We start from the raw sequence: 15,630 nt of genomic DNA, 5'->3' as shown, positions 1-15,630 counted from the left end.
GCCATGCCGAATTACTTCGACGCCGACCATCGCCAGCAGATCGAAACCCTGCGCCAGCGCTTCACTGCCCGCACCGAGTGGCCGACGTGGCTGCTGCTGATCGGCGTGTATGGCGGCTGGTTCGCAATCATCCTCAACAGCCACTGGCTCGGTCGCGGCTTGAGCACATTGCTGCTGATTCCGCTGCTGGTGCTGTGGTTGTCAGTGCAGCATGAATTGCTGCATGGGCACCCGACCCGCTCGGTGCTTTTCAATAAAATCCTCGGCTACGCACCTTTTGCGGTGTGGTACCCGTATACCTTGTATCGCGACAGCCACCTGCTGCATCACCGCGATGAACACCTGACTGTGCCCGGTATCGATCCGGAAAGCCGTTATCTGACGGCCGCGCGTTGGCAGGGCAGTTCCTTGTTCGAACGCAGCCTGCACTGGCTGAATAAAACCGTAATCGGCCGCTTCATCATTGGTGCGCCGCTGGGATTGATCGCGCTGGCTGCCGAAGAACTGCAACGCCTGAAAAACCGCGAGCGTCAGGCCTGGTCGATGTGGCTGACCCACGGTGCGTTCAGCGTGTTGATGCTGTGGTTTATCGCGCGCTTCAGCGTGTTGCCGGTCTGGCATTACCTGCTGCTGATCAGTGTGCCGGCACTGTCGATCACGATGATCCGCTCCTACTATGAACACCGCCCGCACGCACAACCGGAGCAGCGCACCGTGCTCAACGAAGCCGGTTGGCCGTGGCGCTGGCTGTTTCTGAATCTGAATTTTCATCTGGTGCATCACGACCTGCCGGGGCTGGCGTGGTACGACTTGCCGGCGGCCTACCGGATGCGCCGCGAACAATGGGTGGCGCGCAGTGGCGGGTTTCTGGTGCAGGGTTATGGGCAGTTGTGGCGGCAGCATGGATTCAGGCCGATCGACAGTCCGCAACATCCTTACCACTAACCTCAAAAACACCACAAAACCCCTGTGGGAGCGGGCTTGCTCGCGAAAGCGGTGTGTCAATAACGCATATGGAGGCTGACACACCGCATTCGCGAGCAGGCGAAGGCCTACAGTGGAAATCTGTTGTCCGGGAATAATGTGTATGACCCAACACCACCTCGAACTGCTGATGTACACCGCCCCCGAGCCCATTCGCGCGGCCAACGAACGCTGGATCGCCCGCATTCTTGAACACCTCGGCCATTCCCGCCTGAACGCCGCAAGCCTGTCGCTCCCCGAGCTTTGGTTGTCGCCGGATCTGCTGCTGACCCAGACCTGCGGCTATCCCTTGATGACCTTGCTGCGCGATCAGGTACGCATCGTCGGTCGCCCGCGCTACGAATTGCCCGACGCCACTGCCGGCAATCATTGCAGCCTGATTCTCAGCCGTGCTGACGATACGCGCAAAACCCTGGCGGATTTTCGCGGCAGCCGTGGGGTGATCAACAGTGACGACTCCAACAGCGGCATGAACCTGTTGCGCCAGCGTCTGGCGCCTTTACACCGCGACGGGCAGTTTTTCGCCACGGTCGGCATCAGTGGGGCGCACCGCGAAAGTCTGCGTTGGTTGCGTGAAGCGCGCGCCGATCTGGCGGCCATTGACAGCGTGACCTATGCCTGCCTTGCGCAATACGCACCTGAGGAGGTCAACGGATTGCGGGTTGTGGCGCGTAGTGCGTTCAGCCCGACGTTGCCGTTTATCACCGCCGCGACTGCCACGAATGAGCAGATCGAACAGTTGCGCCGGGTAATGAATCAGGCGTTGCGTGAATTGCCTGATGTGGCGCAGATCCTCGGCTTGCCTGAAGTGTTGCCCGCCAGCGAAAGCGATTATCAGATCTTGCTCGACTATCACCGTGAGGCTGAAGAGTTGGGCTACGGCCGCTTGCGCTGAACAGCCTTATATCTCCAAAAAGAATATAAGAATAAAATATAAATATTATTAATGCATAAGGCGCCTTGCTACGATCGCGCCACCGGATCACCGGACATTCAGCGACCCCTTACCCAGGAGCCCTTATGTCCGGCGCCGACACCGCTCATCGCAATCATCTCGACGCACTGTTCCGCGCGCACTACCGCTGGCTGTGCACTTACCTGAGCCGACATCTGCACGACGCCGCAGGCGCGGAAGACATCGCTGCCGAAACCTTCGCGCAATTGCTGCAGGCGCCCAGTATCACGGCGATTCGCGAACCCCGCGCGATGCTCACCACGATTGCTCAGCGCTTGCTTTATCAGCGCTGGCGCCGGGCGGATCTGGAGCGCCGGCATGCGCAGCAGGTCGACATCGATGCTGCCACCTCGCCTGAAGACCTCGCGCAACTGAGCCAGACCCTCAAGCGCCTCGATCACAGCCTGCAACGCCTGCCCGGCAAGGTCCGCTCGACCTTTCTGCTGGCGCGGATCGATGGCCTGACCTACCCGCAAATCGCCGCCGAACTGGGCATCTCTCAGCGTTCGGTCAGCGTTTACATGAGCCGCTCCCAAGCCCTGTGCGATCGCCACAGCGCCAACCAAATCCTGACAGACAAGAGGTCCGCATGAGATCGATCAAAACCCTGCTTGGCCGTTCGTTACTGGCGCTGAGCCTGAGCGTCGGCGCTGTTTCGGCGGCGGAAAAAACCGCACCGATCCACTTCGGTGACATCACTTGGGAAAGCGGCAGTTTCATCACCGAAGTGCTGCGCCTGATCGTCGAAAAAGGTTACGGCTACCCGACCGACACGCTGCCGGGCAGCACCGTCAGCCTGGAAGCGGCGCTGGCGAAAAACGATATTCAGGTGATCGGCGAGGAATGGGCCGGGCGCAGTCCGGCGTGGGTCAAGGCTGCCAATGAAGGCAAGGTGTTCGGCCTGGGCGATACGGTCAAGGGGGCGACCGAGGGCTGGTGGGTGCCGGAATACGTGATCAAGGGTGACCCTGAACGCGGGATCAAACCGCTGGCCCCGGAGCTGAAGTCGGTGGCCGACCTGCCGCGCTACAAAGACGTCTTCCGCGACCCGGAAGACCCGCGCCGTGGACGCTTCCTCAACAGCCCGACCGGCTGGACTTCGGAAATCGTCAACAGCCAGAAGCTCAAGGCCTATGCGCTGACCGACAGCTACGTCAACTTCCGCACCGGCTCCGGCGCGGCGCTGGATTCCGAGGTGGCATCGTCGATCAAACGCGGCAAACCGGTGCTGTTCTATTACTGGTCGCCGACACCGCTGCTCGGTCGCTTCAAACTGGTGAAGCTCGAAGAGCCACCGTTCGATGCTGAAGCCTGGAAAACCCTGGCCGATGCCAACAACCCGAATCCCAAGGGCACCCGCTCGATGCCGGCCAGCCTGGCGATTGGCGTGTCGGCGCCGTTCAAGGCGCAATACCCTGAGCTGGTGTCGTTCTTCGAAAAAGTCGATTTGCCGATTGATCTGCTGAACCAGACGCTGGCCGGGATGAGCGAAAAACGCCAGCCACCACGGCAGGTAGCCGAAGCATTTTTACGCGATCAGCCGCAGGTGTGGAGGGCGTGGGTGCCGGGGGAGGTGGCGAGCAAGGTGACGGCGGGGCTTTGAGTTTCTCCCGGTTGATCTGCGTTGTTTGAACGGACGCCTTCGCGAGCAGGCTCGCTCCCACACTGGATTTTTGACGTGCACAAAACTCCTGTGGGAGCTCGCGAATGATCTAAAGACTTACGCCGCTTCCGCAGCCAACGCCGCCGCCACGGTCGGCCTCTGCTCAATCCGCGCCTGAAACCGCGCCAGTGCCGGCCACTGCCCCAGTTCGATCCCGAACAACCCGGCCCAGCGCAACACCACAAACAGCAGCGCATCCGCCACGCTGAAACCACTCGGCAGCAAATAATCCTGCTGCTCCAGCACTGCGACCAACACCGCAAAACGCTTGAACAACTTCTCCTTGATCACCTCGGCCGGCAGTCGCTCATCGAACAGCGCACCAAGGCCGCCATGGATCTCGCTCGAAATGAAATTCAGCCACTCCTGCAGACGCAGTCGTTCGAAACTGCCGGGCGCCGGGGCCAACCCTGACTGTGGTTGCAGATCCGCCAGATATTGCAGGATCACCGGGCCTTCGGTCAGCACCGCGCCGTTGTCCAGTTGCAGTGCCGCGACGTACCCCTTGGGGTTGATCGCGAGAAAGTCTTCACCGCTGGCGGTGCGCTTGCTGCGGTTGTCGACGCGAATCAGCACGAAGGGCAGCTTAAGTTCGCGCAAGACAATGTGCGGCGCCAGTGAACAGGCTTGCGGGGCGTAATACAGCTTCATCTGCAGCTCTCTGGTGAGGATTTGGCGCCAGTGTCATAGTGCGCCGCACTCTCGGTAAAATTAATCTTTCAGAAAGCCGCCATAAGGACAGCTACTGCCATGATGAACCTGATGCATTGGCGGCTGGTGGTCGCCGTGGCCGATCACGGCAACATCACCCGCGCTGCCGAGCGGGTCGGCATGACCCAGTCCGGCGCGAGCCAAGCCCTGGCGCTGATGGAAGAAACCCTCGGCGTGCAACTGTTCAGCCGCGAAAGCCGACAGACCTTGCCCACCGCCATCGGCCTGCCGGTGATCGAGCAGGCGCGGCTGATGCTCGGTGCGTTGGAGACCATTCGCCAGACCGTCGACAGCGTGCGCCCGATGCTGCGCGGGACGATCCGCCTGGCGAGTTTTCCCATGGTGCTGGCGAGTTTTCTGCCACCGCTGCTGCGCCAGTTCAATCGGCTTTACCCGGGGATCGAAGTGGTGGCGCTGGAGGTCAGCGATGACGAGGTGGAAACCCTGCTCGCGGCCGGGCTGGTGGATGTCGGCGTGGTGCTCAACCCGGCACCCGAACGCAACGCCGGGCCATTGGGTCGCGACGCATGGGTGGCGGTCGTGCCGGCAGGGCATCCGCTGGCGCTGCGAGGAACCGAGCAGGGCGTCAGCCTGCAAGAACTGACGGCGCTGCCTTTTGTGCTGGCCACCGGCGGTTGCTCGACCAACGCCCGCAGCCTCGCCGCCGAGGCCGGGTTGCAGTTGCAGGATGTGCGGGTCGAAGTGCGTGAATGGAGCAGCGCCTTCACTCTGGTTCGAGAAAACCTCGGCGTAACGCTGGTGCCGGAAATGACCTTGCCGGCCGAGCGCCAGGGCTTGCGCGTGATTGCCCTGCAGCCACGTATCGAACGGGTGTTTTCGCTGGTGCTGCCTGCGGGGCAGACGCCGTCAGCGACGGTGCAGGCGTTGCTGGATCTGGTGGCGGAGACGGCGGTCGCGACAGCTCGCTGAACCGTTTCTTGTGCAAAAAGTGCCAGATACTGGCCGACTAGTGGCCTTGCGCACGGCATGGCGCTGGCTATGCTAGCTGTAACTAACTATGTCGACCGTCATCTGTTAGCCGTGATTTCAACGCTGCCAGAGTGCGCAACCCAAGGCACCGGACACTGAACCAACAAGGAGCAAGTTGTACATGGAAGTTGTCTGCACGTTAGGGCTGGCCCGCTGCTGGGCTATCAAGAGAAGGATGTCTTGATTAGAGCGTCGCTGCATGGACCCTCGGATTAAACATCATTTATCACCTGACAACTTCCTCCCGTGGAGGAATGCGTGTGCCTGTTCTGTGGAACGTAGTGGTGGATGCTGAAAGACCTGAACTTTCATCAAATCAAAAGACCGCGCGGAAGGTGATACAACCATGTTCAACCTACATCACAAGGCTGACCTGCAGGAAATCGAGCGTTTCAGCTGCGCCTTGACCGAAGCCAACGCCAAGCTCGAAGCGATCAGCCGCTCCATGGCGATGATCGAATTTACCCCCGAGGGCATTGTTCTGGATGCCAACGAAAACTTCTGCAAGACCATGGGTTACAGCGCCGAGGAAGTGCGCGGCAAACATCACCGGGTGTTTTGCGAAGAAGCGTTTTACCGCAGCGAGGAGTACGCCAGATTGTGGCGCGACCTGGCCCGGGGTGAGCCGATCAGCGGCACGTTCCTGCGTTTGAACAAGTCCGGCAAGGAGATCTGGCTCGAAGCCAGTTACATGCCGGTGTACGGCCCGGACAAACAAGTCAAAAGTGTGATCAAAGTGGCGTCGGACATCACCGCCCGGGTCAACAAAGAACACGAAGAAGAAAGCATGCTGGCGGCGATCAGCCGTTCGATGGCGGTGATCGAGTTCACGCCCGAGGGCAATGTGATAACCGCCAACGACAACTTTCTGAAAACCATGCAGTACTCGCTCAACGAAATCGTTGGCCATCACCACAGCATGTTCTGTCACCGTTCCGAATCCGAATCGGCGCAGTACAAGGCGTTCTGGGCGTCGCTCAATCGCGGCGAATATCACTCGCACCGTTTCGAACGCAAGAACAAGTCCGGGCAGATGGTTTATCTCGAAGCCTCGTACAACCCGCTGTTCGACACCAAAGGTCGTTTGTACAAGGTGGTGAAGTTCGCCAGTGACATCACCAACCAGATGACCACGCTGCAGAACGCCGCGGAATCGGCCCACAGCACCTCGGTACAGAACGACGCCTGCGCGCAAAAAGGCTCACAGGTGGTGCAGCAAACGGTGCAGATCATTCAGGACATTTCCCGCGACCTCAACGAAGCGGCGCTGAGCATTGATGCGGTCAGCAAGCAGTCGGACATCATCGGCACCATCGTCCAGACCATCCGCGGCATCGCCGACCAGACCAACCTGCTGGCGCTCAACGCGGCCATCGAAGCGGCGCGAGCCGGTGAACACGGACGCGGTTTTGCGGTGGTGGCGGACGAGGTGCGCAGTCTTGCGGCGCGTACCAGTCAGGCGACCCTGGAGATTGTCGAAGTGGTACGCAAAAACCACGACCTGTCGCTGAGTGCGGTGTCGAGCATGCAGTCGAGCCTGAGCCGCACCGGGCTGGGTGTGGAGTTGGCGAATGAGGCGGGGGAGGTGATTCTGGAAATTCAGCAGGGATCGCGACATGTGGTGGATGCGATCGGGCAGTTCAATGCGACGTTGCAACTAAACTGACACCCATCAACAACGGTAGGAGTGAGCCTGCTCGCGATTGCGGTGCGTCAGTCACTGGATAAGTAACTGATGTATCGCTATCGCGAGCAGGCTCACTCCTACATTGGTTTCTAAGCAACTTTCAGATCAAAGCGCCGCGAGAAACTTGTCCGCCAGTTTGTCGCTGTCTTTGACGTCATTGACGTTGTCTTTTTCCGCTTGCGCCAGCTTCATCTTGTCCTGCAGACGCTCGGCGATCTCTTTGCCGATGGCCAGTTGTTTCTCCGGCGGCATGGCTTTGATGTCGTCTTCGGTGATGCCCATGCTCTGAAAGATACTGTCGCGCAGGCGCTGTTCCGGCGACTTGCTCATGTAGTCCTTGAACGCGTCAGTGGCCGAGGTCCCGGTGGTGGTGCCGGCCGCCGTGGCGTCGGTGGTTTGCAGGCCGACACGGGTCTTGGCGAACGCTTCGTCGACGTTATCGCTGATGCGCGTGGCGGCGGCCACTTGCTGGGTGGCGATCTGCGTGGCCGAATCCTCAACCTTGGAGGTCGCGTCGGTCGCCTGCGACTGGGCCTGGTTCTGCAGCGATTGCAGCATGGCGCCGTGCAGGCCGCTTTGCAGACCGGCAGCGGCGGTCGTGGTCGCGTCATCCGCCAGCCGCTTGGGCAGGTGGATGGGCTGCTGCTGTTTGGCACTGACCAACATCATGATGGAGACCTTTGGATAATTGCTGACGGGCGTATCCGAGCAATTAGCGTGCCTTTAAAGAAAGTTATTTTATTTCAACGTGTTAGTGATCTGGCATGTGCAACAAAGCGGTCATCCCTTGCCGTCGGGCGGCAGAGGATGACCGTGTAGCCTCAGCGGTGGGCAATGTTTTCCAGCGCCAGATTGCGCGTGCGCGGGCCGAACCAGCCGATGGTCAGCATCACGATCAGCATGCTGCTGACAATGAACGCGAGCACCCCGGGCGTGCCGAAGTTGTCGAGGAACAGCCCGATCAACAGGCTGCTGAACACCGTCGACAAGCGACTGAACGAATAACAGAAGCCCACCGCCCGGGCGCGGATGTTGGTCGGGAACAGTTCGCTCTGGTACGAGTGATAACTGAAGCTCAGCCAGGCATTGCAAAAGGTGATCATCACTCCGCAGACGATCAGGCCGAAGGCGCTGGTCTGCAACGCGAACAGAGTGCCGAAGGTCATCGCGCCGAGGGCTGAGCCGACGATCTGCCATTTGTTCTCGAAACGGTTGGCAAACTTCACGAACAGCAACGGCCCGAGCGGGTAGGCGAGGGTAATGATGAACGCGTACATCAGGCTGTGGGTGACGCTCACGCCCTGGCCGGACAGCAGCGCTGGCAGCCAGTTACCAAAACCGAAGAAACCGATCGCCTGGAACACGTGAAACACGATCAGCATCAATGCGCGACGCCGATATGGCGGCTGCCAGATGTCGGCGAAGCGACCCTTGCCCTCGACATCCACGGGCACCGTTTCTGGAGCATCCAGTGGTTGGCGGTAATCCTTCTCGCAGCGGGCTTCGATGTCGTCGAGAATCCCGTTCGCTTCATCGAAACGCCCATGTTGCGCCAGCCAGCGCGGCGACTCGGGAAGACGCTTGCGCAGCCACCAGATGAACAGTGCAAACACCGCGCTCGCCAACACCACCCAACGCCAGCCGGACACGCCGAACGGCGCCTGCGGCACCAGCCACCACGACATCAATGCCACCGCCGGCACCGAGAGAAACTGCACAAAAAAGGCGAAGGCGAACGCTGAACTGCGCATGCGTTTGGGCACCAGCTCCGAGAGGTAGGCGTCGATGGTCACCAGCTCGATACCGAGGCCGATGCCCACCAGAAAGCGCATGCAGATGATCCCCAGCGCCGAACTTTGAATGCCCATCAGTACCGTGGCCACGGTGTACCAGACCAGCGCAAAGGTGAAGATCGAGCGACGGCCGAATCGATCGGCCAACGGGCTGAGCAGGCTGGCGCCGAGGAACAGGCCGAGGAAGGTCGCCGACGCGAACGCCGCCTGATCGGAGAAGCCGAACACGCCCTGATTGCCGGTGGCGAAGATCCCGTCACGGATCAGTCCCGGACTGATGTAGGCGGTCTGGAACAAATCGTAGAGTTCGAAGAAACCACCAATCGACAACAGCGCCACCAGTCGCCAGATGGTGGCGACGGCGGGCAGGCGGTCGATGCGGGCGGAAATCTCGGCGGCGCGTATCGGGTCGATACCGTCGCGTTGCACGGCGGCGGGAGCGTGAGCAGTCATCGGCGGATCCATTTTTTATTGATGGAAAAGCTTAGCCTGCTATCGGAGTTGATGGATTGTGAATTTCGGCGGTTAGCCCCGGAGAACCGCCGATTTCTTGCAATAACTGCTTACCAATTAACGATTTATGCCGCAGCAGTCGAATCGGGCAGCGCCGAGGCCGGCAAGCCGAAGACGCGATCGAACAGCCAGTTGAAGGCAAACGTGTAACACGGGATGAAGATGATCAGCGCCAGATCCAACAGGAACGCCTGCACCAGACTGATGTTCATCCACCAGGCAATCAGCGGAATCAGGAACACTATCAGCGTCAGTTGAAAACCCACTGCATGAGCGATGCGCCGTTTGACCGTGCGGGTGCGTGACTGCTGGCGGCTTTCCCAGTGCTCGAACAGCGAGGTGTAGATGAAATTCCAGGTCACGGCGATGGTGGTGATGATCACCGCCAGTGGGCCAGTGCTGCCGGGCGAAGTGCCGGATAACAGCGCCAGGCCGAGGGCGGAGAAGGTCATGCCGATCACTTCGTAGAGCGACACGTAGACCAGTTTGCGTTTGACGCCTTGCATGGGGATTTGCCTCTGTCTTGAACTCGATGGCCAGCGGGACTGGCGAAGGCGGCGAAAGATAGCTTCAATAGGCGTGACAGAAAAAGTCAGTAGCTTTCAGTTTTGGTGATAGGTGGTGTTTTGAATTTCAACAGCGACAGCATCGAACTGTTCCTCGCAGTGATCGAGCGTGGCTCGTTTTCCGCTGCTGCCCGCGCTTTGGGGCGGGTGCCGTCGGCGGTGAGCATGGCTATCGGCAATCTGGAGGCGGAGCTTGGCTACGCCTTGTTCGACCGCAGCCATCGCGAGCCGCAGCCGACAGCGATGGCACTGTCACTGGTGCCCCACGCGCGGCTGATTGCCGAGCAGCTCAAGCAACTGCAAGTGCATGCGGTGGAGTTGTCGCTGGGGCTGGAGAGCAGGCTGTCGATAGGCGTGGTCGCGGACGTCGACCGTCGCCGCTTGCTCGCCGCGATCAAGGTGATTGCCGAGCGTCATCCGCTGCTCGACATCGAAGTGCTGACCGCGCCGCAGGACGATGTGCTGGCGATGCTGCACAGTGGCCGCGTCAGCGTGTGTCTGGCGTTCGCCGGGTTGAGCATGAACGTGCTGGAGCGTTTTCAGTTTGTCGGCAGCGAACGGATGATCGCCACGCTCGCAGCGGACAGTCCGCTGTTACAGGGGCAGGATCTGTTTCTTGAAGACCTGGTACATGTGCGGCAGATCTTCGTCGCCAGCCGCGACTTGCCGATCAGCGAAACCCGGCCGCTGGTGGCCGAATCGCATTGGCGCACCGACACGCTGGAGACCGCGTTGGAGATGGTCGAGGCAGGGCTGGGCTGGGGCAATTTCCCGTTGTCGGTGGTGCAGCCGTGGCTGGACAGCGGGCGCTTGAAGCGACTGAATTTTTGCAACATCGAAAACGGCCTGGTACTGCCGGTGCACGCGGTGTGGCTCAAGAGCCAGCCGCTGCAGAAGGGCGCGCTGGCGCTCGTCGAACTGCTCAGCCACTGAACCCGACTCAGATCTCCTGTGGGAGCGGGCTTGCTCGCGAAGGCGGTGTGTCAGAAAAGTATGTGCTGACTGATCCACCGCTTTCGCGAGCAAGCCCGCTCCCACAGGATTTTGCAGTGTGCAGGCGATCCTTGTAGGAGGTTTCAGGTACTCTCGCGAATCTTCAATTCAAAACCCATATCTTCAACGGGCCGCGCCACGCTGTTGCCCGCCATCAACGTCAACATCTGCTCCGCCGCACGCCGGCCGATCGCTTCACGCGGGGTGTTAATGCTGCTCAGGCGCGGCACCATGTGTTCGGACATCGGCAAGTCGTTGAAGCCGAGAATCGCCACCTGCTCGGGGATCTTGATCCCGTTGCGCAGCGCCTCCAGCAGCGCACCCTGCGCCAGGTCGTCGTTGCCGAAGAAGATCGCATCCACATCCGGATGCGCTGCCAGCAGTTGCAGGAACAGCTCACCGCCCAGGCCCACGGACGAGGAGCGCGGCGTCAGCACTTCCAGATCCGGGTCGTAGCGCCCGGCCTTCTGCAGGGCTTTGCGGAAACCTTCACCGCGCAACAAGGTGCGCTGATCGAGTTGCGCACCGATGTAGGCCAGACGCTTGCGACCGCGCGAGAGCAAATGTTCGGCCGCCGTTTCGCCGGCGCTGAGCTGGGAGAAACCCACGCAATTCACGCCGGCGGCGCTGTCTAGTTCCATCATATACACGCAGGGAATATTGCTGGCCTCGATCATCCGCCGCGAACTTTCCGTGCGGTCGAAGCCGGTCAGCAGCAAACCACGTGGCTGATAGGCCATATAGTTGCGCAGCAGGTTTTCTTCTTCATCGCGCGAATAGTGGAAGTTGCCGATCAGCACTTCGAAGCCCTTGGGTGTCAGCACCCGATGAATGGCTTCCAGCGTATCGATGAACAGCAGGTTGGACAGCGATGGCACCAGCACCACCACCGAATGGCTTTGCGCCGAGGCCAGGGCGCGGGCGGCAGGGTTGACCACGTAGTTGAGTTCACTGGCTGCTTTCTGCACTTTTTCCACCAGCTCCGTGGCCACGGTGCTGACCCCGCGCAAGGCGCGGGAGGCGGTAATCGGGCTCACGCCGGCGAGGCGGGCAACTTCATTAAGGGTGGGACGGCCGGTGGTGCGAGTGTTTTTATCGTTTTTAGGGGTGGTCATCGGGCGGCTTGCCAAACAAAAATCAAGGCACTAAGGTAGCGCTGTCCTGATGCAGCTGCAAATGCGTAAGCGAGGTCCTGCCTGATCTTCGCTTTTTGGCGTTGGGAACAAACCTGCTGCAACCCAAAAAAACGACAAGAAGGCGTCGGCAACTTCTGCCTGTGCACTAGAGTCATAGCTAGCAAAGGTAGCGCTGTCTGCGCGCTGAGGTGTTATATGAGTCATCCCATCACCGCCCTGGTCATCATGGGCGTTGCCGGTTGCGGCAAGACGTGCGTCAGCGAGGCCCTGTGCCAATTGAGCGGCGCCACTGCCATTGAAGGCGATACTTTTCATCCGGCCGCCAACATCGAAAAGATGAGCGCGGGGATCCCCCTGAACGACGACGACCGTGCCGGCTGGCTCGACAGCCTGTGCGATGAACTGCGTCGCGTCGATGCATCGGGTAAACGCCCGGTGCTGACCTGCTCTGCCCTTAAACACAGTTATCGCGAAGTGCTACGCAGTGCCTTGCCGGGCCTGGGCTTCGTGTTTCTTGAGCTGACCCCTGAAGTCGCCGCCGACCGCGTATCGCATCGTCCGGGCCACTTTATGCCGGCAACGTTGATCGAAAGCCAGTTCGCCACCCTCGAATCGCCGGTAGGTGAGCCGTTGACCCTGGCGCTGAATGCTTCGATCCACAGCGTCGAAGAATTGGCTGCCCAGGCGCACGTCTGGTGGCAGGCCCACGGTTTGAAACAGGCGGTATGAGTGTGTTGAAAGAGCTAGCGCTGTCCTCACGAATTCTGTTTAACCCGCTTTAATAACAACAACAAGCCAGGAGACACCCCCAATGTTTGGCATGTCCCACGACGCCTACCTGCTGCTCGATGCAGTGGTCACGGTAATCGGCCTGATTATCCTGATCACCAAATTCAAGATTCACCCCTTTATCTCGCTGACCATCGCGGCCGCGTTCCTCGGCCTGACGTCCGGCATGCCGATCGGCACCATCATCAAGGCGTTCCAGGACGGCTTCGGTGGCGTGCTCGGTTTCGTCGGCATCATCCTCGCGCTGGGCACCATGCTCGGCAAAATGATGGCCGAATCCGGTGGTGCCGATCAGATCGCCCAGACACTGATCCGCGCCTTCGGCAAGGACAAGGTGCAGTGGGCAATGATGTTCGCCGCGTTCCTCGTCGGTATCCCGCTGTTCTTCGAAATCGGCTTCGTGCTGTTGATTCCGCTGGTGTTCATCGTGGCCCGGCGCACCGGCGTGTCGATCATCAAGATCGGTATCCCGCTGCTCGCCGGCCTGTCCGCGGTACACGGTCTGGTGCCACCGCACCCGGGCCCGCTGCTGGCCATCGGCGTGTTCGGCGCTGACATCGGCAAGACCATTCTCTACGGTCTGATCGTCGCACTGCCGACCGCCATCATTGCCGGTCCGATCTTCGGTACCTTCATCGCCAAGCACATCCCCGGTCACCCGAATCAGGAACTGGTTGATCAACTGGCCCGTGAAAGCGACGACTCAACCAAGTTGCCGAGCTTCAGCATCACCCTGATTACCGTGCTGTTGCCGGTGTTCCTGATGCTGCTGAAAACCTTCGCTGACGTCGCGTTGCCGGACGGTCACTTCTTCCGCACCTGGATGGACATGATCGGTCACCCGATCTCGGCCCTGCTGCTGGCCTTGCTGCTGTCGCTGTACACCTTCGGTCACAAGCAGGGCATCGGTTCGCAGCAGATGCTCAAGTGGCTGGACGCGAGCCTGGCGCCGACCGCCGCGATCATCCTGATCATCGGTGCTGGCGGTGGCTTCAAGCAGATGCTGGTGACCAGTGGTGTGGGCGACGTGATCGGCCACATGGCAGTCAGCGCGCAGATCTCGCCGATTCTGCTGGCATGGCTGGTGGCGGCGGTGATTCGTATCGCCACCGGTTCGGCCACCGTGGCGACCATCACGGGCGCCGGCATCGTGGTGCCGGTGGTGGGGATGATCCCGGGCGTTAACCGTGAGCTGCTGGTGCTGGCCACCGGTGCCGGTTCGTTGATTCTGTCCCACGTGAACGACGCCGGTTTCTGGCTGGTGAAGCAGTACTTCAACATGACCGTGGCCGAAACCTTCAAGACCTGGACCGCTATGGAAACTATCCTGTCGGTGGTGGGCCTGGGCTTTATCCTGCTGTTGTCGCTGTTCGTCTAAGCAGCTTCTTGCACACACAAAAAAACCGCAGCGATGCGGTTTTTTTGTGCCCGACGATATCAGGATGAATGCATTACCCCTGTGGGAGCGGGCTTGCTCGCGAAAGCGGTGTATCAGTCGCTGAAAATGTTGACTGACACGACGCCTTCGCGAGCAAGCCCGCTCCCACAGGGGGGAGGTGTCAGGCAGTGGTTTTCGGGGCCAGGCCATCCGCCCGGAACATCCCGCGAATCCCGCGCACCGCCTGACGAATCCGGTCCTGGTTCTCGATCAGCGCGAAGCGCACGTGATCATCGCCATACTCACCAAAACCCACCCCCGGCGAGACGCAGACCTTGGCCTCGGCCAGCAGCTTCTTGGCGAACTCCAGCGAACCCAGATGCGCGTACGCCTCGGGAATCTTCGCCCAGACATACATCGAAGCCTTCGGATTCTCGACCATCCAGCCCAGCTCATGCAGGCCTTTGACCAGCACGTTGCGGCGCTGGCGGTACTGCTCGGCGATGTCGCGCACACATTGCTGATCGCCTTCCAGCGCGGCAATCGCCGCCACTTGCAGCGGAGTGAAGGTGCCGTAGTCGTGATAGCTCTTGATCCGCGCCAGGGCGTTGACCAGCTCCGGGTTGCCGACCATGAAACCGATGCGCCAGCCAGCCATGTTGTAGCTCTTGGACAGGGTGAAAAACTCCACCGCGATGTCCTTGGCGCCGGGTACCTGCATGATCGACGGGGCTTTCCAGCCGTCGTAGACGATGTCGGCGTAGGCCAGGTCGTGAATCACCAGCACGTCGTACTGCTTGGCGAGGGCGATCACCCGTTCGAAGAAATCCAGCTCGACGCACTGCGCGGTGGGATTGGACGGGAAACCGAGGATCATCATTTTCGGCTTGGGGATCGAACCGCGAATCGCCCGCTCCAGTTCATCGAAGAAGTCCACGCCCGGCACCAGCGGCACCGAACGCACCTGGGCGCCGGCAATCACCGCGCCGTAGATGTGAATCGGGTAACTCGGGTTCGGCACCAGCACCGTGTCGCCCTGATCCAGGGTCGCCAGCATCAAGTGCGCCAGGCCTTCCTTGGAACCGATGGTGACAATGGCTTCGCTTTCCGGGTCGATATCGACCGCGTAGCGTTGCTTGTACCAGTTGGAAATAGCCCGGCGCAGGCGCGGAATGCCCTTGGACGTGGAGTAACCGTGGGTGTCTTCACGTTGGGCAACTTGTACGAGTTTTTCGACGATGTGTGGCGGCGTGGCCCCGTCGGGGTTGCCCATGCTCAAGTCGATGATGTCTTCACCACGGCGCCGCGCGGCCATCTTCAGCTCGGCGGTGATGTTGAAAACGTAAGGGGGGAGTCGATCTATGCGCGCAAAGCGGCGCGGCGAACCTTGTTCAGCCATTGTTGCCTCGGATAACGTAAGCGCCCGGAACCGTCCGAGCGACGCTGGTCACTGCGGTGACCTGTGGCGGAAG

At 60.4% G+C, this 15,630-nt stretch carries 15 protein-coding genes and 1 pseudogene; 10 read left to right on the top strand and 6 right to left on the bottom strand.

The window, feature by feature from the left end; translation table 11 throughout:
- The first annotated feature begins 3 nt into the window (after window positions 1-3).
- The 4 genes from V3W27_RS11700 to V3W27_RS11685 all read left to right on the top strand — a co-directional run bounded on the left by V3W27_RS11700 (window position 4) and on the right by V3W27_RS11685 (window position 3,542).
- Entirely contained in the window at window positions 4-945 is a 942-nt protein-coding gene (locus V3W27_RS11700; protein WP_330206648.1) for a fatty acid desaturase, read from the top strand.
- 142 nt (window positions 946-1,087) lie between these two features.
- Window positions 1,088-1,879, top strand: a complete 792-nt coding sequence (locus tag V3W27_RS11695) for a phosphate/phosphite/phosphonate ABC transporter substrate-binding protein (RefSeq protein WP_330206647.1) — start codon at window positions 1,088-1,090, stop codon at window positions 1,877-1,879.
- A 125-nt stretch (window positions 1,880-2,004) separates the two neighbouring features.
- Complete coding sequence (locus V3W27_RS11690; RefSeq protein WP_330206646.1) at window positions 2,005-2,532, top strand: sigma-70 family RNA polymerase sigma factor; 528 nt, start codon at window positions 2,005-2,007, stop codon at window positions 2,530-2,532.
- Window positions 2,529-3,542, top strand: coding sequence for an ABC transporter substrate-binding protein (locus tag V3W27_RS11685; RefSeq protein WP_330206645.1), 1,014 nt, complete (start codon window positions 2,529-2,531; stop codon window positions 3,540-3,542). The genes V3W27_RS11690 and V3W27_RS11685 overlap by 4 nt, the downstream gene beginning before the upstream one ends.
- A gap of 117 nt (window positions 3,543-3,659) precedes the next feature.
- Here the strand turns inward: V3W27_RS11685 and gstA are convergent, their stop codons facing one another.
- Window positions 3,660-4,253 carry a glutathione transferase GstA gene (gene gstA / locus V3W27_RS11680; protein WP_330206644.1) on the bottom strand — a complete coding sequence of 198 codons (594 nt, stop codon included), beginning with the start codon at window positions 4,251-4,253 and terminating at the stop codon, window positions 3,660-3,662.
- A 99-nt stretch (window positions 4,254-4,352) separates the two neighbouring features.
- Here gstA and V3W27_RS11675 point away from each other — a divergent pair, with 99 nt between their 5' ends.
- The 3 genes and pseudogenes from V3W27_RS11675 to V3W27_RS28140 all read left to right on the top strand — a co-directional run bounded on the left by V3W27_RS11675 (window position 4,353) and on the right by V3W27_RS28140 (window position 6,969).
- Window positions 4,353-5,243 carry a LysR family transcriptional regulator gene (locus V3W27_RS11675; protein WP_330206643.1) on the top strand — a complete coding sequence of 297 codons (891 nt, stop codon included), beginning with the start codon at window positions 4,353-4,355 and terminating at the stop codon, window positions 5,241-5,243.
- A 406-nt stretch (window positions 5,244-5,649) separates the two neighbouring features.
- Window positions 5,650-6,426, top strand: a pseudogene (locus V3W27_RS28145) (PAS domain-containing protein); the annotation flags it as partial.
- Window positions 6,427-6,429: 3 nt separating this feature from the next.
- A complete protein-coding gene (locus tag V3W27_RS28140; protein WP_256214240.1) occupies window positions 6,430-6,969 on the top strand; it encodes a methyl-accepting chemotaxis protein in 540 nt (179 codons plus the stop codon).
- Between the two features lie 126 nt (window positions 6,970-7,095).
- Here the strand turns inward: V3W27_RS28140 and V3W27_RS11665 are convergent, their stop codons facing one another.
- From V3W27_RS11665 to V3W27_RS11655, 3 genes are all read right to left on the bottom strand, one after another.
- The gene (locus tag V3W27_RS11665; RefSeq protein WP_330206673.1) at window positions 7,096-7,656 is read right to left on the bottom strand and encodes a hypothetical protein; all 561 of its coding nucleotides are present in this window, start codon (window positions 7,654-7,656) and stop codon (window positions 7,096-7,098) included.
- 155 nt (window positions 7,657-7,811) lie between these two features.
- Complete coding sequence (locus V3W27_RS11660; RefSeq protein WP_330206641.1) at window positions 7,812-9,236, bottom strand: MFS transporter; 1,425 nt, start codon at window positions 9,234-9,236, stop codon at window positions 7,812-7,814.
- A 125-nt stretch (window positions 9,237-9,361) separates the two neighbouring features.
- Entirely contained in the window at window positions 9,362-9,802 is a 441-nt protein-coding gene (locus tag V3W27_RS11655; protein ID WP_096795052.1) for a PACE efflux transporter, read from the bottom strand.
- A 120-nt stretch (window positions 9,803-9,922) separates the two neighbouring features.
- Here V3W27_RS11655 and V3W27_RS11650 point away from each other — a divergent pair, with 120 nt between their 5' ends.
- Window positions 9,923-10,795, top strand: a complete 873-nt coding sequence (locus V3W27_RS11650; RefSeq protein WP_330206640.1) for a LysR family transcriptional regulator — start codon at window positions 9,923-9,925, stop codon at window positions 10,793-10,795.
- Window positions 10,796-10,938: 143 nt separating this feature from the next.
- On the opposite strand, the gene V3W27_RS11645 is transcribed toward V3W27_RS11650, so the two are convergent.
- The gene (locus V3W27_RS11645) at window positions 10,939-11,970 is read right to left on the bottom strand and encodes a LacI family DNA-binding transcriptional regulator (protein ID WP_330206639.1); all 1,032 of its coding nucleotides are present in this window, start codon (window positions 11,968-11,970) and stop codon (window positions 10,939-10,941) included.
- A gap of 216 nt (window positions 11,971-12,186) precedes the next feature.
- Between V3W27_RS11645 and V3W27_RS11640 the strand changes: the two genes are divergently transcribed.
- Both V3W27_RS11640 and V3W27_RS11635 read left to right on the top strand, forming a co-directional pair.
- Entirely contained in the window at window positions 12,187-12,720 is a 534-nt protein-coding gene (locus V3W27_RS11640; protein WP_027612589.1) for a gluconokinase, read from the top strand.
- Between the two features lie 82 nt (window positions 12,721-12,802).
- On the top strand, window positions 12,803-14,158 hold the full coding sequence (locus V3W27_RS11635) for a GntP family permease (RefSeq protein ID WP_027612590.1): 1,356 nt from the start codon (window positions 12,803-12,805) through the stop codon (window positions 14,156-14,158).
- Between the two features lie 181 nt (window positions 14,159-14,339).
- On the opposite strand, the gene alaC is transcribed toward V3W27_RS11635, so the two are convergent.
- On the bottom strand, window positions 14,340-15,557 hold the full coding sequence (gene alaC / locus V3W27_RS11625) for an alanine transaminase (protein WP_095137080.1): 1,218 nt from the start codon (window positions 15,555-15,557) through the stop codon (window positions 14,340-14,342).
- Window positions 15,558-15,630: the final 73 nt, after the last annotated feature.

It is taken from the genome of Pseudomonas sp. AM14(2022) (assembly GCF_036346455.1).
GTDB lineage: Bacteria > Pseudomonadota > Gammaproteobacteria > Pseudomonadales > Pseudomonadaceae > Aquipseudomonas > Aquipseudomonas putida_A.
This window is presented reverse-complemented; position numbering and strand designations above follow the sequence as displayed.

What these genes read in the sequence shown, in the direction of transcription:
- V3W27_RS11700 (WP_330206648.1), top strand. Translation starts at nt 4, where the DNA reads ATGCCGAATTACTTCGACGCCGACCATCGCCAGCAGATCGAAACCCTG.
- V3W27_RS11695 (WP_330206647.1), top strand. Translation starts at nt 1,088, where the DNA reads ATGACCCAACACCACCTCGAACTGCTGATGTACACCGCCCCCGAGCCC.
- V3W27_RS11690 (WP_330206646.1), top strand. Translation starts at nt 2,005, where the DNA reads ATGTCCGGCGCCGACACCGCTCATCGCAATCATCTCGACGCACTGTTC.
- V3W27_RS11685 (WP_330206645.1), top strand. Translation starts at nt 2,529, where the DNA reads ATGAGATCGATCAAAACCCTGCTTGGCCGTTCGTTACTGGCGCTGAGC.
- gstA (WP_330206644.1), bottom strand. Translation starts at nt 4,253, where the DNA reads ATGAAGCTGTATTACGCCCCGCAAGCCTGTTCACTGGCGCCGCACATT.
- V3W27_RS11675 (WP_330206643.1), top strand. Translation starts at nt 4,353, where the DNA reads ATGATGAACCTGATGCATTGGCGGCTGGTGGTCGCCGTGGCCGATCAC.
- V3W27_RS28140 (WP_256214240.1), top strand. Translation starts at nt 6,430, where the DNA reads ATGACCACGCTGCAGAACGCCGCGGAATCGGCCCACAGCACCTCGGTA.
- V3W27_RS11665 (WP_330206673.1), bottom strand. Translation starts at nt 7,656, where the DNA reads ATGTTGGTCAGTGCCAAACAGCAGCAGCCCATCCACCTGCCCAAGCGG.
- V3W27_RS11660 (WP_330206641.1), bottom strand. Translation starts at nt 9,236, where the DNA reads ATGACTGCTCACGCTCCCGCCGCCGTGCAACGCGACGGTATCGACCCG.
- V3W27_RS11655 (WP_096795052.1), bottom strand. Translation starts at nt 9,802, where the DNA reads ATGCAAGGCGTCAAACGCAAACTGGTCTACGTGTCGCTCTACGAAGTG.
- V3W27_RS11645 (WP_330206639.1), bottom strand. Translation starts at nt 11,970, where the DNA reads ATGACCACCCCTAAAAACGATAAAAACACTCGCACCACCGGCCGTCCC.
- V3W27_RS11640 (WP_027612589.1), top strand. Translation starts at nt 12,187, where the DNA reads ATGAGTCATCCCATCACCGCCCTGGTCATCATGGGCGTTGCCGGTTGC.
- V3W27_RS11635 (WP_027612590.1), top strand. Translation starts at nt 12,803, where the DNA reads ATGTTTGGCATGTCCCACGACGCCTACCTGCTGCTCGATGCAGTGGTC.
- alaC (WP_095137080.1), bottom strand. Translation starts at nt 15,557, where the DNA reads ATGGCTGAACAAGGTTCGCCGCGCCGCTTTGCGCGCATAGATCGACTC.